Source organism: Pseudoalteromonas sp. NZS11_1, from assembly GCF_015864275.1.
Classification (GTDB): domain Bacteria; phylum Pseudomonadota; class Gammaproteobacteria; order Enterobacterales; family Alteromonadaceae; genus Pseudoalteromonas; species Pseudoalteromonas arctica.
In genome coordinates, this window is the sequence record NZ_JADYXK010000001.1 from 117,348 (window position 1) to 137,674 (window position 20,327).

Below are 20,327 nucleotides of genomic sequence, written 5' to 3' on the forward strand. Positions count from 1 at the left end.
TTAAGGCTAAGCTCCATCTTCTACAAAATTGAATTTAGAAATACTAACATTGTTAGAGTTAGTGTCATTACAGGTGCTGCTTACAACAACTTGGGTGTCATTTTGTAAGATGATTGAAGTAAATACATGTGTACTGGTACATTGGTTTGCTTCATAAAATCCACTGCTATTCGCCCCAAACGTATCGTCAATTGTGCCATCAGCTAAAATACGTGCCAACATACCTTTATTATTGCCCATACCAACTAAAACGATATTGTTGTTGCTATCAAAAACGGCACTTTTTACTTCGGTATCCCCCGTTGAAGTTAACGCGTATTGGCCTAACGGATAGCTGTCATCAATTACTCCGGATGCAAGTAATCGCGTAATACTGGCTTTATTAGGCGTATCTACAATGTTTGCAATTAAATATAATTTATTTGATTCGTCGACTAAAACTTTTACCATTTTATTCTCGGTATCAGTGGTTGTTTCACCTGTGTATTTGTAGGTTTGCTCGCCGTCGGAGTCGAGCTTTAATGCTACTAATTCTGAACTGGCACCTGATACAGATTTACCACCAATAAAAATATTATCATCATTAATAAAAACACTTTCATAATATTCAAAAGGTATTCCTATAATTGTTCCATTACTACCAAAGTTATCGTCAAGTGTACCGTCAGAATCTAGCATCATGATAAACGAGCTAGGAGTATCAGCTATAACTACAGAGCCAACTGCAACAATGTCGCCATCATGAAGTGCTAAATCAGTTAAGTTAAGCTTTTCAGCACCTGAAATAGTAGTATAGTAAATACCATCACTGGCGAATGAGGTATCTAAATCACCATTTTGATCAACTTTAGCTATAAAGCCCTCTTCACCGTCAGTTTTACTTTTAGATCCCGCAATAAATAAGCTTCCGCTATTGTGTTCAACCAACGCTATATTAGATGCGCTTAAATCTATGGCAATTTCTTTATGGCCACTTTCGCTAAAGCTAGTATCGATAGCACCCGCACTCGTAAAGCGTGTTAATACTAACTTAGTAATTGAGTCCGATTTAGCCGTTGATGCAAGAATATACTTACCGGCATGAGGGTCATTGCTAAGTTGTAAAACGTGCATTGATTGATCGTCAGATTCTGCGCTTATAGTATCAAAAGCAAGATAACCAACGTCTGCAAAGTTGGTAAATAATGTGGCTTGCTCGTCAACTGCAGCAACAAATGGTTTGGTGGTTGAGTCGTCAACAACACCCGATATCCATACAGTATCATTAGCATCTATAGTTGCTGATTTGGCAAATTGTTTTCCATTGATATCTGAAATGATATTAATACCTGATGCACCATAAGTACTATCAAGTGAGCCGTCTGAAGTTAAAATACGGGCAGAAAATAACTTTTCGTTAGCTGAAACACCGGTAGTGCCAGATAAAGTAATTCCATTTTTAATTGGCTCGTATTTTACGCCTGTTACGTTCGCGCCACCATTACCTGCACCACCGTTACCATCAATATCGTAAATAGCAGTACCTGCATCACCAAAACTCGTTATAAGAGTACCCGTTTTATCAATAGCCAAAACCACGGCTTCTTTTTCACCACTGTTACGAGTTATGTAACCACCTGCAAAAGCTGTAAAGTCGGTGTTTTTAGCACCGCCAATTGCAAATAATTCGTCATCTTTATTATTCTCAGACAAGTCGAACGATAATGCTGCGCTACCATTAAAACTTCCGTTGTTTTCACCATCAGAAATTAAATAACGAATAAGTACGTCTTTATCGCCAGTTGCACTTGTTACACTGCCGGCAACCATAAGATCAGAGCTATTAAAGTTTTTAATAGCAAACGCTTCGTCATCTCTATTAGCACCGCTCACATCGACAATTTTAGGGCTTCCGGCTTCATAAGCGAGTGTAGATATATCGTATTTTATCCATAAGCTATCGTCGTCGTTACCATTAAATGACTTACCAACAGCTTGAATTTTATTGTCGCTAAACTCAAGGTCATTAATAACGAGAGTGCTTGCTAATGCGGTACAGTGAATACCTGAATTATTATCTCCAGAGTTATTACTTAATACGCCAGCGGTATTCATTTTCAACAAACATGCTTCGGTATTTGTGCCATCAAAACTAGTGTAAGCAACAAAGAGGCTTGCACCATCAGAGATAATAGCAGTTGCTTCTTCATCATTTTCTAAATCTAATACTTTAACGCCATCACTGTTAAATGCTGTATTTATTACACCACTCGTTGTATAGGAAGCAATAACAATATCTTTGTCGCTGTTATTACTAAAACCTACAAAGTAAAGGTTATTATTTAGCTCAATACTGTCATTAAATTCACCACTTGAAAAAACACCCGAAAGCTCAAGTTCACCTGTTATAGGACGACCAAATGTTTCATCTTCAACAGGAACTAGAGACTCCGCATCATCAGTGACATCAATTATTATATTAATAGTAGTTGTTTCGTTAGGCGTACCGTCGTCAGTAATAGCTAGGCTCAATATGTACTGAGGAGTTGTTTCAAAATCAAACGGGCTTTCACCTTTTACAGTTAATAAGCCAGAATCATTATTTATTTCGAATATGGGAGCACCACTGAGTAGGGTGTAACTTAAATTTTGGTTCTCAATGTCTGAGGCACTAACAGTCCCAATAGTGTCACCATCGGTTGCGTTTTCGCTAATATTAAAACCTTGGTTTGACGCAACTGGAGCATCGTTAATAGGAGTAATCGTAATTGATAAACTACCAGTATCTGTAGCGTTATTCCCATCATTTACAGTATAACTGACAACAACAATACCGTTGTTATTTGCAGCCGGTGTGTACTGTAGTTTGTTATCGACAACGAATACTGAACCGCTATCGACTGACGCTGCTGTTATGCTTAGGCTATCACTATCAGCGTCTGTATCATTAATCAGCACATCAATGAGTAGCGGCGCAGCATCTTCATCCATAGTCGCCGTGTCGGCATTTGCAATGGGTTCATCGTTTACGGGAGTAATAGTAATAGATAGTGTTGCTGTACTGGCACCACCGTTGCTATCAATTGCCGTATAAACAACAGTTGCGAGTCCATTTGAGTTAGCCTCCGGTGTATATTGAATTTGATTGCCAACTACTGAGACCGAACCAATATCAGCTGAGGTTGCACTGATAGTGAGGCTATCGCCATCCACGTCTGAGTCATTTGCCAATACGTTTATTAGTATCGGCGCTGCATCTTCAGCCATGGTAGCCGAATCGGCGTTTGCTATTGGATCATCGTTTACGGGGGTAATAGTGATAGTTAACGTTGTTGTACTGTCACCACCGCTGCTATCGCTTACAGTATAAGTAACTGTTGCTACGCCATTGTCGTCGGCTGCCGGTGTATATTGAATTTGATTGCCAACTACTAAGACCGAACCCGTATCTGCCGAGGCTGCACTGATAGTGAGGCTATCACCATCCACGTCAGAGTCATTTGCCAATACGTTTATTAGTATTGGCGCTGCATCTTCATCTACTGTCGCTGAGTCTGCGTTTGCAATAGGAGTATCGTTTACAGGAGTAATAATTATTGATAAGTTTGTAGTTGCAGTACCACCATTACCATCACTTATTGTGTAGCTAATAATTGCTGTTCCATTTGTATTAGCGGCAGGCGTGTATTGGATTTTATTATCAACAACAGATGCAGAACCTACATCTGCAGTAGCAGCTGTTATTGTAAGAGTATCGCCATCAATGTCGGAGTCGTTAGCTAGTACGTTAACTAATAACGCAGGAGCATCTTCGTTCATCGTTGCTGAATCAGTATTTGCAGTAGGGGCATCATTGACGGGTGTCACGGTAATCGTCACACTTGCTGTTCTGTCGTTTATACCTTCATTATCAGTGCTATAGCCATCCGTAATGGTGTAAGTTAGTACTATCTCACCTGAAAAGTTTGCTGGTGGAGTAAACTGTATTTTCCCGGCGACAATAGTCGCTTCTCCAGCAATATTTTCTATGTTCGAAATACTAATCGTATCGCCATCTGCATCAGTGTCGTTAGCTAGCACGTCTAATAAAGATGCAGAGCTGTCTTCGTCTAACGTAAATTGATCGTTATTGGCTTCTGGAAAAGTATTAACGCCGCTTTCACTTAATGTTACTTGAGCTGTTGCAGTTAAGCCTTGCTCATTTGAAATTGAATAAGTAAAGCTATCTACACCAATAAAACCTAAGTCTGGTTGGTAGGTAAATGAACCATCAACTTTTAATGTAAGCTCGCCATTTTGAGTTGCATTGATTGCCGTGGTGTTAACTGATAAATCGCCAGCCTCAATATTAAAATCGTTAATTAATAAGCCATTTTGTACTGTTACTTCAAATAGTTTATTTTTACTAAATTGATAGGTATCATTTTGTGCGACAGGGCTATCGGGTTCGCTGTTTATTACTAAAGTTACTGTGGCTGTAGAGGTTGCACCTAATGAGTCGATAGCTTGATATTGAAATTGATCAACACCATTAAAATTAGCATCCGGCACATAACTAAAGCTGCCATCAATTGCTAATAATAGTTGGCCATGTGTTGGTGCCACAATAAATGTTTCATCGACTGAAAAACTGTCATTATTTGGGTCAGTATCGTTACTAAGCACACCATTGGCTGCTGTAACCACAAGTGTTTCATCTTCGCTTAAACTATAGCTATCATTTTTTGTTACAGGGGCTACGTTAGTGTTTGAGCTTACAATAGTTACATTTGCAATAGCCTGAGCACCTTGTGCATCAACAACTCTATACTGAAAGCTGTCTTGGCCTTGCATGTTCTGCTCGCCTTGGTATTCAAAGCTACCATTATCAAAAAGGGTTAATTGTCCTCTTGTCGGTTCGCTAACAGGCGTTGTATCAACAGTTAAGTTATCTAAATCAATATCGCTATCGTTAATAAGTAAGCCAGGCGATAGGACAACTAAGGTTCCATTGTTTGTAATGTTATAAGTATTATCAAGCGCAATAGGGGCGTCGTTAACAGCTAAAATAGTTATCTCTACAACTGCGGTATCTGTCATACCTAGCTCGTTAGCAACTTGATAGCTAAAGGCATCTTCACCATTAAAGTTTGCAATAGGGATATAAGTAAAATCCCCATTTTCATTTATATTAATGGTGCCATGCTGCGGTAGAATTAATGCATCTGCATTTACACGTAAATCGCCACTGTATTGATTCGTATCATTTGTTAGAACGTTGCCTTGCAGGGTTTGATCTTCATTTATCTGAAATTGATCGGTATTAGCTTCTGGTGCAAATGCAAGCTCTCCACCCACTGGTGCTATGTTTATTATATTAGCAAAGCCACTTTCACCACTGCCATCAATACCGGTAATAAGTACTTGATAACTTTTATCTGTAAGTGACTCGGTAATGCTTAATGCAGTATCTTGAATACTTAAAAATTGTTGCCCGTTTTCTAATTCATTAATATTAGTAGATGAAACTCCAGCTTGAGTTGCAATATAAACGTTATAACGATTAAGTTCGGGGTTAGCTTGCCACGAAAGATTAATATTATCTTCGTCTCGCTGAGCTGTAACACCTTCAATTTGATATGGTTGCCAGTTAAAAGTAATTGCATCAGCAAGGACTTGATTATTTAAAGTGTCAGTTATCCATATTTCTAGGCGTATCTCTCCTGGAGTTACACCATAAAGTGCAGGGCTGAGGCCTATAATTGATTTTTCGTAGTCAAAACCACAATCAGAAGAACACAGTGATATGCTTTTATTGACACTAGGGAGCACTAAATTAACTTCAGCAATGCCATCAGTATCCGAAGCTTCAAGTAAAAAAGAAACGTTGCCTTGCACAGTTTCGTTTGTTTGTGAAAAAACAATATTAGCGCGTGTATTAGCTATGCTTGATCCAACTACTCCTCTACTTGAAGTGACAGCACCTAAAACTTTTGTATTCTTGGTTTGATTACTCGCTATAACACCAGCTAAATTTATATAGCTAGTCACCGTTGGCGTTACTACTTCAGCCGTAGGTGATTGTATTGTCTCTTGAGCAGGGCTTTCTTCTGAGCCTCCACAGGCACTTAACAAAAACACCATAGAACCAAGCAAAAATATATTTTTTGCTGTCATTTTAAATACTCCATAATAAAAGCTTTGTATCCAATGTGTTTATGGTTCTAATTTAAAAGAACCGCTAGCATTTACATCAGGATTATTTATTTCGTTAAGATTAAAGTTGCCAGTAATGTTGTCTAAGTCATTCAAAAATATTGCATCAACATCGCCCTCGGCTTTATTGTTGCCATGGGATGCAAATGTAACGGCTAAGTCAAGTTCGCTTAAATTTATTAAACCGCTGTAAGCCGCATACCAATTTCCGCCCGCGTCATTAAAACTAATTTCGCCATCAGGCACTGTGCCATTATCAAAATCAACGGCCATAGTCATAGCAAAGTCAGTAACAGCACCCACACTCGAATTTACATTAAAGCTTGATGCTTCATAGTTAAATACACCTTGGCGCTGAGCTATTTGATCGACTAAAGATGCGCTGCTAACTGTTTGAAATTGTTGTTCAGAATATATATCCATAGTATCTGTATCTGCTTCAAAAGCATTTACTTCAACTTCAGTTACAGATGCTTGTTCAGTCTCTTCTTCGTTGTCATCTTTAGGGTCGATCGTTACTATATTTTGATCAAACACACGTGCTGCACGCGTCGTTTTTAATACTTCACCAGAGGCTGTAATTTGTGCAAACGAAAATGCCTCGTTATCACCCAAAGAAACCACGCTATTATTTTCTAAAGTTAAATCTATTGCGCCATCCCATACAGCTAAAAACACATTGCCTTCAACGAGCTGAACTTCAAAATGTGTTCCACGTATACCAATAGAGCCAACGGGGGTTTTTACATTATAAGAGCCGCCATTTTTTTTAATCACACCCGAAATAGAGCGTAAACCACCTTTAAGTAACTCAATAGAAGCAGAACCTTGTTGGGTATTATCATCAAATTCGTAGTTAGCAATATTTAGTTCTGAATTTTCTTTTAAAGCGATTAAACCACCATCCGACATTGAAAATTGCGCTTTGCTTTTCTCTCCGGTCGTAATGCGATCTACACCAAAAACGGTATCTCTGCGCTGCAACTGCCGTCGTTGTTCAGAGCTTCCATCAACCGCTAGTACAGAGCCTCGCGCTAAAATAGTTTTACCAGCAGGATCATTTGCTTGTGTATAAAAACTTACACAAAGTAAAGTGGTAATTACAGGGAGTAAATGTTTCATAAATACCTTAAATTAAAATGAGTAAGAAGCGCTTAAATTGATATCTAAACGGTCATATTCGAATAAAGAAATATTACTGGATTTATCTTGATAGTTGGCAGCCAACTGTATTGCTAAATCACGATTAACTAAATAGCGAACAGTGGTTGAGAGCATAAAGAGGTTATCGGCACGTTCTTGTAAAAATAAAGGGTGATCATCTTTATAATTAATCCATTGGTATCCAGCAAGAGATAACAACTGCCAATGTTGAGCTAGTTGAGTGTTCACTTGGTAGTACAAACTCGTAATATTACGGCTATTAAATTCACCTTCAGTAATATCGGCTTCTTCATTTTTAGCGTTAACACTTAAACTTTGAAACCATTGCTTAGTTGCATAGCTAGCTCCTGCGTTTATTGCATAAAACGAATTATTGAGCTTTTCATCAAATCTATTATTTAAAACACCCGCAGTCGCAGAGCTAAATAAATTAACTTGTTTATTCAGCTTATAACTAGCACCTGCTGTTAAAGCTGATTCAGTACGATAAAGATCGCCATCAAGCATTAATGGAGTCGTCGATACTTGTGCAAACCAACTTATGTCATTTTGTTTATATTGATAGGCAGCATTAATATGCGCATTTATACGATCGTATTGGCTGAGTTCTGCAAACTTGTACCACCCGGTATTAACACTCAAAGTGATTAAACTTTTCTGATCTATAGGGTGAGAGTACTTTCCTCTGTAATTTAGTCGCGCATAGTTGTCTTGCGTACTTTTACTTTCTGGCGATAATAAAAATTCACCAATATTAGGGATTATAATCGTATTTTCTGCCGTACCCGCATTTACGTTGCCATCAACGCCAAGGGCAAGCTCAATATTTTGCTTATAAGAACGTCCAGCTTCTTGCTTTTTAAGTGTGGTTGTATCAAGTAACGACTGTGCCGAAGACTTTATGTTATTAGGTGTATTAGGTGAGTTAATCAGTATTAAAGCTTGGGTATCGGCAGCAGGTAAATTATTAACGGTTAAATAAGCACGAACTAAGTACAAGCGAGCTTCATACCATCTAGGGTTGTTTTCAACCACGCGTTCAAAAGCAAATACAGCACGTGCCGCATTTCCTGTTTTAAGCGCAGAAACCCCAAGTAAAAAATCATAAACAGGCTCACCTAAGTATTGAAATTCACTGTTACTTTTTTCGTAAGCCTGAGTATATTTCTTTTCAGAAACTAATTTTTGCAGTTCAATCAATAGATTATCATATTCATCATTGCTTTGAGCCAATAAGCTAAAACTTATTAAGGCCAAATAACTACATAGTAAATTTCTTAAAAGCTGTTTAATCATGCTTAATTTTATATCCCATAGGAAGTTTGATGTTTTGTAATAAAGTGATGTTATACCAATCTGCTTATATGTGAGGTCTATTTAACGTTAAGAAAATCACGCTAGAACTAGGCGAAAATTTTTGTATCTAGTTGTTCTAAATAAAAAAATTTTAACAACGTTTTAGTGAAATTTAATTCGTTAAGTTGCTCAAATATTTATGCAGGTTGGTATTAGTACTAGAAATCTAGCACTTTTTGTACTTAAGTACAGCCAATGCAATCACATTAGTTAAATAAATGTTATTTAATTGCAGGCTAAATACTTGCTTAATAAATCTTCAAGTTAAACTCATTAAAAAGGGAGAGGTTGCTGATAAACTAATTTAGCTTAAAATATTAATTAATTTGGGTAACAAAGCTTAGGTATGCTGTATAGAATATTAAAAAATATAATTTAGGGGAATTATTAAAATATAATAAGGGTATTACTAGGAGAAAAAGTGGGGCGATTGACGGGGCTTGAACCCGCGACAACCGGAATCACAATCCGGGGCTCTACCAACTGAGCTACAACCGCCACTACACACACCTTGTTTGGTGTGGCGCGCATAATACATAAAATAATAAATGTTGTGAAGTCTAAAAGTGAAATAAATTAAAATAATTTAAATAAACAAATTTAATCAGTGTTGGACAGCTAGTATTTACGGGGATTAGGTAACATATTTGTCTCATAACCTTCGCGAAAAATCGAATACAGGCGACTTTAATAGTATTAATTCATTATTCTATGAGAATAAATTGTAAATTAATGTATAATAATGCTCGGAAAACGCTTAATAAAAAACATTTGGAGTAAATATGGATTCAGTACTTAATTGGCTTAACGATAACTCAGGCCTAATCTTACACTACGGTATACAAGCTGTTGTTGCGCTTGTTATCTTTTTACTTGGTAGTCGTATCGCTAAGTTTTGTTCTAACTTAACTGAAAAAGGTTTTGCTAAAAAGAAAGTAGATAAAGCTGTAGGGTCGTTTGTTTCAAGCATTGTGTACACACTTGTATTTGCTGTTACTATTTTAATGGCACTTTCGCAAATTGGTATTGAAACAACTTCGTTCATTGCTATTTTAGGTGCTGCAGGCTTAGCTGTTGGCTTAGCATTACAAGGTTCATTATCTAACTTCGCATCAGGCGTACTTATTATTTTACTTCGCCCATTCAAGTCTGGTGACTTTGTTGAAGCCGGTAATAAAATGGGTACTGTTAAGAAAATCGAAATATTTTCAACTGAACTTCGTACTCCAGATAATAAAGTAATCATCGTACCAAACTCTCAAATAATGTCAGGCGCTATTACTAACTTCTCGCGTGAGTCTACTCGCCGTATCGATTTAGTTATTGGTGTTAGTTACGATGCTGATTTACGTCAAGCAAAAGAAGTATTAAAATCTGTATTAGATGCAGAAACACGCATACTTAAAGACCCAGCTTATACAGTAGCTGTATCTGAGCTAGGTGATTCTAGCGTAAACTTTGTTGTTCGCCCTTGGGTTAACGCTGCTGATTACTGGCCTACTTACTGGTCATTAATGGAAAATATTAAAATTGCATTAGATGATGCAAATATTGCAATCCCATTTCCACAAATGGATGTTCATTTACACAAGCAAGACTAATTTTAAATAGTTATTTAATTAAAGTTATCTTTAATTGTTGTAGTGATAAAGCGGCTATTAGAAATAAAATTTCATGCAGTATTTGCTGCATGAAATTTTTTACATTATTACTTAGCTGTTTTGCTTGCTCTAACAAGTAACGCTTTAATAAAATAGATATACATTTATACAAAGGTTATTTTTAATGAAATTAAAGCTTTTATCAGTTTTAGTTGCAGCATCTGCTGCAACAAATGCATTCGCTGCAGACGCAGATCAAAAAACGTGGGAAGTTACCAGTGAACTTGGTGCTATTATCACAAGTGGTAATACAGAAACGACCACACTCAAAGGTGGTATTAAAGTACAGCACAACCTTGAAAACTGGAACAACGAATACAAACTAGACGGCATCTATAAAGAAGATGAAGTTGAAGATGCTAATGGCGACAAAAATAAGCAGCGCACTAATGAAAAGTACTCGATTTCAGCGCAAGGTAATTACAAATTAAATGAAGATCATTCTCATCTATTCATTTATGGTTCACACGTTTCAGATTATTTTGGAGCATATAGAAGTGAGTCAGTAATTTCTGCAGGTTACGGTTTACGTTTATTAAACGAAAAAACAATGTGGTTAAGTGCCGAAGTTGGTCCTGGTTATAAATATTTTGAATACCCAGATGACAGCTCTGAAATTGATGATAACGGTAACTCTCTTGCTGGCGAGTTTGAAGGCGAAGTAATTGCCTTAGGTAAATTAGATTACAACTGGCAAATTTCTGAGAGTGCACGTTTTACTCAATTAGTTGCTGTAGAGTATGGTGATACAAACACTAAAACTCGTTCAGAAACTGCATTGCTTGCAAAAATAAACGGCTCATTACAAATGAAAGTCGCTTTTAATGTCACTAACAACTCAGATGTTGCTGACGACAAAGAAAGCACTGACACAGAAACATCATTTACTCTGGTTTACAGTTTTTAACCAATGTAACTAAGTTAATGACACTAAAGTGACAAAAGGGACGAAAGTCCCTTTTTTATTTGCCTAAAATTAAGGTATTATAGCCACCAATTTTGGTTGTAGACCTAGGGATATACCTACTCGTGAAAGTTTTTACACAATTTATTAGTGCTTTTATTCTACTTTGTAGTTTTAGTACTTTGGCTTTTACGCCAACAGCGTCTCAAATTGAGCAATTTAAAAAGTTACCTAAAGCTCAACAAGAAGCCCTCGCAAAACAGTACGGTGTTGATATAGCAACGATCACTGGTACAAACCAATCTAATAATCAAAATAATACACAGCAGCAAAATAGTATTGGTGAGCGCGCAGAACCCGAAAAAGAAAAGCTTACAGATGAAGAGCGTTTTAAACCAAAAACAGACGAATTAAAGCCGTACGGTTACGAATTGTTTGCAGGTGAACCAACTACATTTATGCCAAGCGAAAATGCCGCAGTACCAGATACATATATTGTGGGCCCTGGCGATGAATTAAAAATAAACTTTTATGGCAAAGAAAGTGACAGTTTTGAAGTCATAGTTGACCGTGAAGGACGTATTAGTATTCCAGATTTAAGCCCTGTAGAAGTGGCCGGTTTGACCTTTGCTGAAATTAAAGAATTAGTAAAAGTAAAAGTAGAGCAAGAGGTAATAGGTGTAAAAGCGTTTGTATCGCTTGGTCAGCTTCGTAGCATGCGTATTTTAGTGCTAGGAGAGGCTTACAAGCCAGGTAGCTACAGTGTTTCATCATTAACAACCGTTTCGCACGCATTATTTGTAAGCGGTGGCGTGTCTGATATTGCTTCTCTTCGTAATATTCAAGTTAAACGCGCAGGCAAGGTTGTAGCAAATTTTGACCTTTACGATTTACTTATTAATGGCGATAGCAGCAACGACATCGTATTAAAACCGGGCGATGCTGTATTTATACCTTCAGTTGGCGCTCAAGTAACAGTTGAAGGTGCAGTTAAACGCCCTGCTATATTTGAACTTAAAAAAGGTGAGTCAGCTAAGCAATTGTTAGCTATGGCAGGAGGTCTTAAACCAAAGGCATACGCCAAAAGCGTAATTGTAGAACGCTTCAACTTCGATCGTAAAGAAGTATTGTCAGTAGACTTTTCAAAATCTCAAATTAATTATATTCCACAAGATGGCGACAGTATTCGCTTCAATTCAGTTAGTTCTCAATATCAAAATTCAATAAGCTTAATCGGTGCAGTTTCGCGTCCTGGTAATTATCAATGGCACCAAGGTAAACATATTTCAGATGTACTTAAATCAGTGCGTGGTGACTTACTACCACAAGCAGATTTAAGCTACGGACTCGTAATTCGTGAAATCAATATAAATGGTGACATAGAAGCTCATCAGTTCGATGTAGCCCAAGCTATTATCAAAAATTCAGAGAATGACTTACAGCTTCAAAGCAATGACAAAATTGTTGTATTTAGCCGTTTTGAAGAAAAAGAAGCCGAGCTTTCTGCATTAGCAAATATGGCTCTTAGCCAGGATCAGCAAGAGCAGCAACAAAAAGCAGAACAGTGGCATAAGTTTGAGCAAAAAGAATTTGAAAAATACGTTGGTGTAGTGAATAACTCCAAGCTCAAAAGCGGCCAAGGCAACTCCATTGAACAGATAACCGAAGGTAAAATTAATAAGCTAGATCTTAAACGTTATACATTTTTTAGTCGTCACAACATACTAACACCTATAATTGAAAAACTTAAACGCCAAGCTTCTACTGAACAAGCCATCCAGCTAGTAGAAGTTAACGGTAGTGTTACTTACCCAGGTGTTTACCCACTAACCATTGGTGGGGATGTGGCAGACCTTGTGACCGCCGCGGGCGGCCTACTTGAATCGGCTTATACCAAACAAGCCGAAATTACTCGCATGATTGATGGTGATTCTTCAAAGGTTGAACATTTAAAAATAAACTTTGCCCAAGCAATGAGCGGTAATACAAAAAACCGTATTAAACTACAAAGTAAAGACAGCCTGAATGTATTTACAATTCCAAATTGGCAAGAAAACGTAAAAGTAACCTTAAAGGGAGAGTTTAAGTTCCCAGGTACTTATACCATTCGCCGAGGCGAAACTTTGAGTAACTTATTAGAGCGTGCAGGTGGTTTTAGCAACTTTGCTGAGCAAAAGGCTGCAGTGTTTATTCGCCAGTCAGTAAAACAACAAGAGCAAAAGCAATTAGCACGTTTAGCTAACGAGCTGCGCCGTGATGTAGCTGCAAAAAGTTTTCAGGATTCTGTAGGTAGTAATGCACTTTCATACGACGAAATGAATAAGCTACTTAGCGATCTCGCCAGTGCAGAAGCAGTAGGGCGTTTAGTTATCGATCTACCATTAATTGTTAAAAACCACCAAAACTTAGTACTGCAAGATGGCGATGCACTTTATGTCCCAAGCAAGCGCGACTCAATTAGCGTAGTAGGCGAAGTTAATTACGCAACAACACATTTATTTAAAGCAGGGGTAAATGTAAATGACTACCTTGAGCTCAGCGGTGGCTTAAAAGAGCGAGCTGACGAAGACCGAATTTACATCATAAAAGCAAATGGCTCGGTTACAATTCCTAATAAGGGTGGGTGGTTTGCAGCAAATAATACAGACCAATTAGAACCAGGCGACACAATAGTAATACCAATGGATACAGGTCATATGGATAAGCTAACGCTTTGGAGTACTGCAACGCAGATACTTTACCAGCTAGGCGTAGCAGTCGCAGCGATTGGTAGTCTTTAGTTGTACTAATTTTAACTAAAAAGTTAATACAGATTGTTTTATAAGGACATTGTGTATGAGTAAGATAAAAGTATTTATAAAGAGATTTAAATGCGTAACAAAATGGCTTTAGATGAGCAAAGCACTTTGGTAGAGACAAAAGCATCACTTGATGATGAGATTGACTTGAGGGAGTTATTCATAACATTGTGGAAAGAGAAATTTAAAATTATTTTTATTTCTATAATATTTACCACTTTTTCAGTTGTGTACTCCTTAAGCCTACCTAATATTTACAAGTCGGAGGTTTTATTAACTTCTGCAGAGCAAGATAGTGGTGGTGGCTTATCTTCAATTGTTGGCCAACTAGGCGGTATAGCTAGCTTACCAGGCGTTAAGTTAGGAGATAACGCTGGCTCTAATAGTAAGTTACTAGCTATTGAAATTCTTAAATCTAGGCAGTTTAGTGCTGAATTTATTCAAAACCATAATATATTAGCAGATCTGATGGCTGCTAAATCATGGAACTTAGCGAGTAATAAAATTACTTATGATTCTGATATTTATGATCATGACACAGACACTTGGATTCGAGAGGTAAGCTTACCTTTCAAGGCAAGACCTTCTCCATTAGAAGCTCATGAAATATTTAAAGATATAGTAAATATTAGTGAAAATGAAGTGACTGGAATGCTTATATTATCAGTAAAGCATATATCCCCTTATATAGCTAAACAATGGGCAGACTGGCTGGTTGAAGACATCAATAAAGTCATGAAAGTACGTGATGTATCTGAGGCTGAAAAAAGTACTGCATTTTTAGTTGAGCAGTTAAAAGAAACTAACATCTCAGATATGAAATCAGTTTTGTACAGACTTATTGAAGAGCAGGCAAAAACTATAATGTTCGCTAATGTTAGAGACGAATATGTATTTAAAACAGTCGATGCTGCCATAGTTCCTGAAAAAAAAGCCGAGCCTAGTCGTGCTCTTATATGTATCTTAGGTGCTTTATTAGGTGGAATAATTGGAGTGTTTATTGTTTCTCTTAGGTATTTAGTCAAAGGCTCTGAAAAGAGAAGTTCAAATTCATAGGTAATTTTTCGTGAAAAGATTCAAATCCAATAAACAAGTTTTAAAACAGCAGCGCATTTATGTTTATTGTCCTCAATATAGAGAGGGCGAAATCAAAAGCATTATTAATAAATATGGCTTTGAAGCAATATTAAATGATTATTCTGTTAAAAATTTTAGTCTAAAAGTTATTTGTCATTTTGAAAGTGCTAGCTTTGAAAAGTGGGAAAAAGATTACCTTGTTAAAGCAACCGAATTAGGTGCCTGGGTTGAGCCTTTAGTTAGTTATTTAGATAGAAGAATGGGCTTTACCGAAGTTCAATTACTTCAAAGCAGTTATTTTTTGCATCAAAAAGCATTTACTATTTTATCTACGAAAAGAACACAAATAGCTAAAAGAGTAATTGATATAATCAGTGCAATTTTTTTACTGATTATTACCCTACCTATAATTTTAATAACAGCTATCTTAATAAAAATAGAAAGCAAAGGACCTGTTGTTTATAAACAAAAAAGAACAGGTCAATACAACGAAGAGTTCAAAGTAATAAAATTTCGCTCGATGTACTCTGATGCAGAAGCAAGCGGGGCTCAATGGGCTAAAAAGAATGATAATAGAATAACTAAAATTGGAAGGTTCATCAGAAAAACAAGAATAGATGAACTGCCTCAGTTTATTAATGTACTGAGAGGTGAAATGTCGATGGTGGGACCTAGACCTGAGCGTGAAGTCTTTATAAGTGATTTAGAAAAAGTTATAAAATATTATCGCTTTAGACATGCTGTAAAACCAGGTATTACTGGTCTAGCACAAATAAGCTACCCTTACGGGGCTTCAGTTGAGGATGCTGTTTGGAAACACAAATATGACATTCACTACATTAAGCACCATAGTACTTTTGTTGATTTAAAAATTATGATTAAGACTATCAAAGTGGTCATTTTTGGTATGGGGCGTTAAATGCAAGAATTAGTTTCTATAATAATGCCTTCATATAACGCAGAGAGGTTTATAGAGGAAAGCATTAATTCAGTACTATCACAAACATACCAAAACTGGGAGTTGTTAATTACTGATGATGTCTCTAAAGATAATACGGTTGCTATTGTTAAACAATACGCTATAAATGAACCGCGTATTCGACTAGTTGAAAAAAGTAATAATGGTGGTGCAGGCGTAGCTAGAAATGATTCAATATTAAGAGCTAAAGGTCGGTATATTGCTTTTCTGGATTCTGATGACTTATGGGTGCACGAAAAGCTAAGCAAGCAAATAAGCTTTATGCAGAATAACAACGTGCCTTTTTCATACACGGGCTACCAAAAATTTACTGGTGATAAAAAGCTACTAGGCGAGATTATTCCTCCAGCTGAAATAACATATAACGAGCTACTCAATAGTAATGTAATTGGTTGCCTAACAGCTATTTATGATTGCCAAGCGATAGGTAAGCAATACATGCCTACAATTCGAAAGCGACAAGATATGGCCCTGTGGCTACATATTCTTAAATTAACTCCTAAAGCTGTTGGTCTACAAGAGTCACTAGCTCACTACCGAGTTGATGTAGGTATGAGTAGTAATAAAGCTGAAATGTTAAAGTGGCAATGGCGTTTATATAGAGAAGTAGAGCAGTTAAGCGTTATCAAGTCTTTAAAACATTTTGTGATCTATGCCTTAAAGGGCTACCTAAAATACAAGAAATAAGCGAACCATGATGGAAAACATACTTAAGCTAATTGGACGAACAGAACTTTTATTTAAAAGTGACATAGCAATTAACGAGCTGAAATTATCTGAAATAGTCTCAAATTCAAAATTTCTTGTACTAGGTGGAGCAGGCTCAATAGGCCAAGCCGTAACAAAAGAAATTTTCAAACGTAATCCAAAAAAGCTTCATGTTATTGATATTAGTGAAAATAACATGGTTGAGTTGGTTCGCGATGTTCGTAGCTCGTTTGGTTATATAGAGGGTGACTTTCAAACATTCGCACTTGATATTGGCTCAGTTGAGTATGATGCATTTATAAAAGCAGATGGCCAATATGATTATGTATTGAACTTGTCTGCACTTAAACATGTTCGTAGTGAAAAAGACCCATTTACATTAATGCGTATGATCGACGTAAATGTATTCAACACTGATAAAACAATTCAGCAATCAATTGATTGTGGTGCAAAAAAATATTTTTGTGTCTCTACTGATAAAGCAGCTAACCCAGTCAATATGATGGGTGCATCAAAACGTATTATGGAAATGTTTTTAATGCGTAAAAGCAAAGACATTGCTATTTCTACAGCTCGATTTGCAAACGTTGCTTTTTCTGACGGTTCATTATTACATGGCTTTAACCAGCGTATACAAAAACAACAACCAATTGTCGCTCCTAGTGATATAAAACGTTACTTTGTTACACCACAAGAATCAGGTGAGCTATGTTTAATGTCGTGTATCTTTGGTGAAAATAGAGACATTTTCTTTCCGAAGTTAAGTGAAGCTTTGCACTTAATTACCTTCGCTGATATTGCTATTAAATACCTTCAAGAACGTGGTTTTGAGCCTGTTTTATGTAAAACGGAAGACGAAGCACGTGAACTAGTAAAAACTCTACCAGCTCAAGGGAAGTGGCCATGTTTGTTTACTGAAAGTGACACTACAGGTGAGAAAGACTTTGAAGAATTTTTTACTGACAGTGAAACATTAGACATGGAACGCTTCGAAAATTTAGGCATTATTAAAAATGACGCTATATTTGAGCAAACTTTATTAGCTAAGTTTGAAGAAGCTATTGCGCAAATGAAAGCGGATAAGTCTTGGACAAAAAACGAAATTGTCTCGCTTTTCTTTAAAATGATTCCTGATTTTGGGCATAAAGAAACAGGCAAATACCTTGATGGTAAAATGTAATTAGGTAGATATATTATGACTAAACAGCTTGTTTCATTTGTAAAAGATCTTTACCAAACTAATGAGTTTATTCCTCTACACGCACCAACTTTTTCAGGAAATGAACAAAAGTATGTATCTGAAACAATTAGCAGTACGTTTGTTTCAAGTGTTGGTAAGTTTGTAGATGACTTTGAAAAACATATTGAAATTTATACCGGAGTGCCAAAAGCAGTTGCTACTGTAAATGGTACTGCAGCATTACATGCAGCATTATATATGGCAGGTGTTAAAAGTAACGATATCGTTATTACTCAAGCTCTAACTTTTGTAGCAACATGTAATGCAGTACATCATATGGGGGCTGAGCCTGCGTTTGTTGATGTATCACCCGTCAGCTTAGGTTTATGCCCTAAAGCATTGTCTACATTTTTAGAGCAACATGCCGTATTAACCGAATCGGGACCGATACATAAAAAAACAAAACAGCGCTTTCAGGCAGTAGTGCCAATGCATACATTTGGGCATCCTGTTGAGCTTGATGAACTAATCAGTGTGTGCAATGAGTGGCAGATTGCTTTAGTCGAAGATGCAGCAGAAAGCCTTGGCTCATTTTATAAAGGTAAGCATACAGGTACGCTAGGTGATTTTGGCGCAATTAGCTTTAACGGTAATAAAATTATTACCACCGGCGGCGGCGGCATGGTTTTATGCAAAACCTTAGCCACGGGACAGCATACAAAGCATATAACCACTACAGCTAAGGTTCCTCATCCGTATGAGTTCTTCCATGATGAAGCGGGCTTTAATTATCGTATGCCTAATCTAAATGCAGCACTTGGTTGTGCGCAAATGGAAAGCCTTGCCGCATTTATCGACAATAAACGTCATCTCGCCAGCCTATACTTAGACTTTTTTAAAGGCTCTGACTTTCAATTTGTAACTGAGCCTAGTTATGCAAAATCAAACTATTGGTTAAATGCAATTATTTGCCCAAACCCCAGTGAGCGAGAAAAGCTACTAAAGCAGACTAATGCTGATGGTGTAATGACTCGACCAATATGGCAATTAATGCATCGACTACCTATGTTCGAAAATGCAATGCGAGGCGATTTAAACCATTCAGAGTTTATTGAAGCTCACTTAGTTAACATACCAAGCTCTCCAGTTAAAAGTTTAGGCAAGTTATAATGACAAAGAAAATAGCTGTATTTACAGGGACTCGTGCAGAGTATGGACTGCTGTACTGGCTTATAAAAGATATTCAAAGTGATCCAGAGCTTACATTACAGCTATTAGTTTCAGGCATGCATTTATCATCTGAGTTTGGTGAAACCTACAAACAAATAGAGCAAGATGGTTTTAGCATAGATGAAAAAATAGAAATTCTACTTTCATCAGATACTGCCGTCGGTACAGCTAAAAGTATGGGGCTTGGTGTGCTTGGTTTTACTGACGCGTTAAGTAGATTAAAGCCAGATGCGCTGGTTATTTTAGGTGACCGCTTTGAAGCACTTGCAGCCGCTCAAACCGCAATGATATTACGTATACCTATTTTGCACCTGCACGGAGGTGAAATCACCGAAGGGGCATATGATGACGCTATTCGCCACGCCATTACTAAGCTTAGCTATTTACACGGAACGTCCACTGAAGAATATCGCCAACGTGTTATTCAGTTAGGTGAGATGCCTGAGCGGGTTAAAAATATTGGTGCAATTGGTCTTGATCATTTAGCACGTAGTGACTTTATGAGTGTCAATGAAATTGGCAACTCTTTAAACTTTAATTTGAAGCCGCCTTACTTTCTTGTTACCTATCATCCAGTAACGTTAGGTGAAGAGCCTCCAGAGCAAAGCTTTACGGCATTACTCAATGCATTAGATGAGTTTAAAGATTATCAAGTTATTTTAACTTACCCCAATGCAGACGATGGTGGACGCCGTATAATCCCAATACTTGAAGACTATGCTAAACAGCATCCAAATAGAGTATGTGCAATACCTTCATTGGGACAAAGGCGCTATTTGAGCACGGTAAAAAATGCCGCTGTTGTTATTGGTAATTCATCGAGTGGTATTATTGAGGTCCCTGCATTTAACGTGCCTACAGTCAATATAGGCGTACGACAAAAAGGCCGTTTAGCAGCTATAAGTGTACTAAATTGTATAGCGACGAAAGAAGCAATTTCAGCCGCATTAGAATCGGCTGTTACAGGCCGCTATAAAGCCCCTGACGAAATAATAATAAACCCATACGGCGCCGGCAATGCAAGTGCTCAAGCAATTCAAATGCTCAAATCTTTAGAGTTTGAGCCGAGCAAATCTTTTTACGATTTAAAGTGAGA

At 37.2% G+C, this 20,327-nt stretch carries 11 protein-coding genes, 1 tRNA gene and 2 pseudogenes; 10 read left to right on the forward strand and 4 right to left on the reverse strand.

Annotation, left to right across the window (positions count from 1 at the left end; translation table 11 throughout):
• Nucleotides 1-6 precede the first annotated feature (6 nt).
• The 4 genes from I6F44_RS00485 to I6F44_RS00500 all read right to left on the reverse strand — a co-directional run bounded on the left by I6F44_RS00485 (nucleotide 7) and on the right by I6F44_RS00500 (nucleotide 9,192).
• Nucleotides 7-6,135 (reverse strand): Ig-like domain-containing protein, encoded by a 6,129-nt coding sequence (locus I6F44_RS00485; protein WP_197173092.1) that lies wholly within the window; start codon nucleotides 6,133-6,135, stop codon nucleotides 7-9.
• A gap of 39 nt (nucleotides 6,136-6,174) precedes the next feature.
• Nucleotides 6,175-7,296 (reverse strand): FecR family protein, encoded by a 1,122-nt coding sequence (locus tag I6F44_RS00490; protein WP_197173093.1) that lies wholly within the window; start codon nucleotides 7,294-7,296, stop codon nucleotides 6,175-6,177.
• Nucleotides 7,297-7,308: 12 nt separating this feature from the next.
• Entirely contained in the window at nucleotides 7,309-8,634 is a 1,326-nt protein-coding gene (locus I6F44_RS00495) for a surface lipoprotein assembly modifier (RefSeq protein WP_197173094.1), read from the reverse strand.
• A 482-nt stretch (nucleotides 8,635-9,116) separates the two neighbouring features.
• Nucleotides 9,117-9,192, reverse strand: a tRNA-His gene (locus I6F44_RS00500).
• Between the two features lie 284 nt (nucleotides 9,193-9,476).
• Here I6F44_RS00500 and I6F44_RS00505 point away from each other — a divergent pair.
• From I6F44_RS00505 to neuC, 10 genes and pseudogenes are all read left to right on the forward strand, one after another.
• Nucleotides 9,477-10,295: a mechanosensitive ion channel family protein gene (locus I6F44_RS00505; protein ID WP_007582322.1), complete on the forward strand. Its 819-nt coding sequence runs from the start codon at nucleotides 9,477-9,479 to the stop codon at nucleotides 10,293-10,295.
• 184 nt (nucleotides 10,296-10,479) lie between these two features.
• Entirely contained in the window at nucleotides 10,480-11,262 is a 783-nt protein-coding gene (locus I6F44_RS00510; RefSeq protein ID WP_024593750.1) for a DUF481 domain-containing protein, read from the forward strand.
• A 122-nt stretch (nucleotides 11,263-11,384) separates the two neighbouring features.
• Nucleotides 11,385-12,867: pseudogene (locus tag I6F44_RS19755) on the forward strand (SLBB domain-containing protein); the annotation flags it as partial.
• A 95-nt stretch (nucleotides 12,868-12,962) separates the two neighbouring features.
• A pseudogene (locus I6F44_RS19760) lies at nucleotides 12,963-14,039 on the forward strand (SLBB domain-containing protein); the annotation flags it as partial.
• Nucleotides 14,040-14,129: 90 nt separating this feature from the next.
• The gene (locus I6F44_RS00520; RefSeq protein ID WP_231612764.1) at nucleotides 14,130-15,113 is read left to right on the forward strand and encodes a Wzz/FepE/Etk N-terminal domain-containing protein; all 984 of its coding nucleotides are present in this window, start codon (nucleotides 14,130-14,132) and stop codon (nucleotides 15,111-15,113) included.
• 10 nt (nucleotides 15,114-15,123) lie between these two features.
• Nucleotides 15,124-16,053 (forward strand): exopolysaccharide biosynthesis polyprenyl glycosylphosphotransferase, encoded by a 930-nt coding sequence (locus I6F44_RS00525; RefSeq protein WP_197173096.1) that lies wholly within the window; start codon nucleotides 15,124-15,126, stop codon nucleotides 16,051-16,053.
• Nucleotides 16,054-16,800, forward strand: coding sequence for a glycosyltransferase family 2 protein (locus I6F44_RS00530; protein WP_121955235.1), 747 nt, complete (start codon nucleotides 16,054-16,056; stop codon nucleotides 16,798-16,800).
• Nucleotides 16,801-16,810: 10 nt separating this feature from the next.
• Complete coding sequence (locus I6F44_RS00535; RefSeq protein WP_121955236.1) at nucleotides 16,811-18,001, forward strand: UDP-N-acetylglucosamine 4,6-dehydratase; 1,191 nt, start codon at nucleotides 16,811-16,813, stop codon at nucleotides 17,999-18,001.
• A gap of 15 nt (nucleotides 18,002-18,016) precedes the next feature.
• Nucleotides 18,017-19,171 carry a LegC family aminotransferase gene (locus I6F44_RS00540; RefSeq protein WP_197173097.1) on the forward strand — a complete coding sequence of 385 codons (1,155 nt, stop codon included), beginning with the start codon at nucleotides 18,017-18,019 and terminating at the stop codon, nucleotides 19,169-19,171.
• Complete coding sequence (neuC, locus tag I6F44_RS00545; protein ID WP_121955238.1) at nucleotides 19,171-20,325, forward strand: UDP-N-acetylglucosamine 2-epimerase; 1,155 nt, start codon at nucleotides 19,171-19,173, stop codon at nucleotides 20,323-20,325. Before I6F44_RS00540 ends, neuC begins: the two co-directional genes overlap by 1 nt.
• Nucleotides 20,326-20,327 lie beyond the last annotated feature (2 nt).

Excerpts from the sequence above, each read along its gene's own strand:
- I6F44_RS00540 (WP_197173097.1), top strand. The coding sequence starts at position 18,017 with ATGACTAAACAGCTTGTTTCATTTGTAAAAGATCTTTACCAAACTAAT.
- I6F44_RS00530 (WP_121955235.1), top strand. The coding sequence starts at position 16,054 with ATGCAAGAATTAGTTTCTATAATAATGCCTTCATATAACGCAGAGAGG.
- I6F44_RS00510 (WP_024593750.1), top strand. The coding sequence starts at position 10,480 with ATGAAATTAAAGCTTTTATCAGTTTTAGTTGCAGCATCTGCTGCAACA.
- I6F44_RS00535 (WP_121955236.1), top strand. The coding sequence starts at position 16,811 with ATGGAAAACATACTTAAGCTAATTGGACGAACAGAACTTTTATTTAAA.
- I6F44_RS00485 (WP_197173092.1), bottom strand. The coding sequence starts at position 6,135 with ATGACAGCAAAAAATATATTTTTGCTTGGTTCTATGGTGTTTTTGTTA.
- I6F44_RS00520 (WP_231612764.1), top strand. The coding sequence starts at position 14,130 with ATGCGTAACAAAATGGCTTTAGATGAGCAAAGCACTTTGGTAGAGACA.
- I6F44_RS00495 (WP_197173094.1), bottom strand. The coding sequence starts at position 8,634 with ATGATTAAACAGCTTTTAAGAAATTTACTATGTAGTTATTTGGCCTTA.
- I6F44_RS00490 (WP_197173093.1), bottom strand. The coding sequence starts at position 7,296 with ATGAAACATTTACTCCCTGTAATTACCACTTTACTTTGTGTAAGTTTT.
- neuC (WP_121955238.1), top strand. The coding sequence starts at position 19,171 with ATGACAAAGAAAATAGCTGTATTTACAGGGACTCGTGCAGAGTATGGA.
- I6F44_RS00505 (WP_007582322.1), top strand. The coding sequence starts at position 9,477 with ATGGATTCAGTACTTAATTGGCTTAACGATAACTCAGGCCTAATCTTA.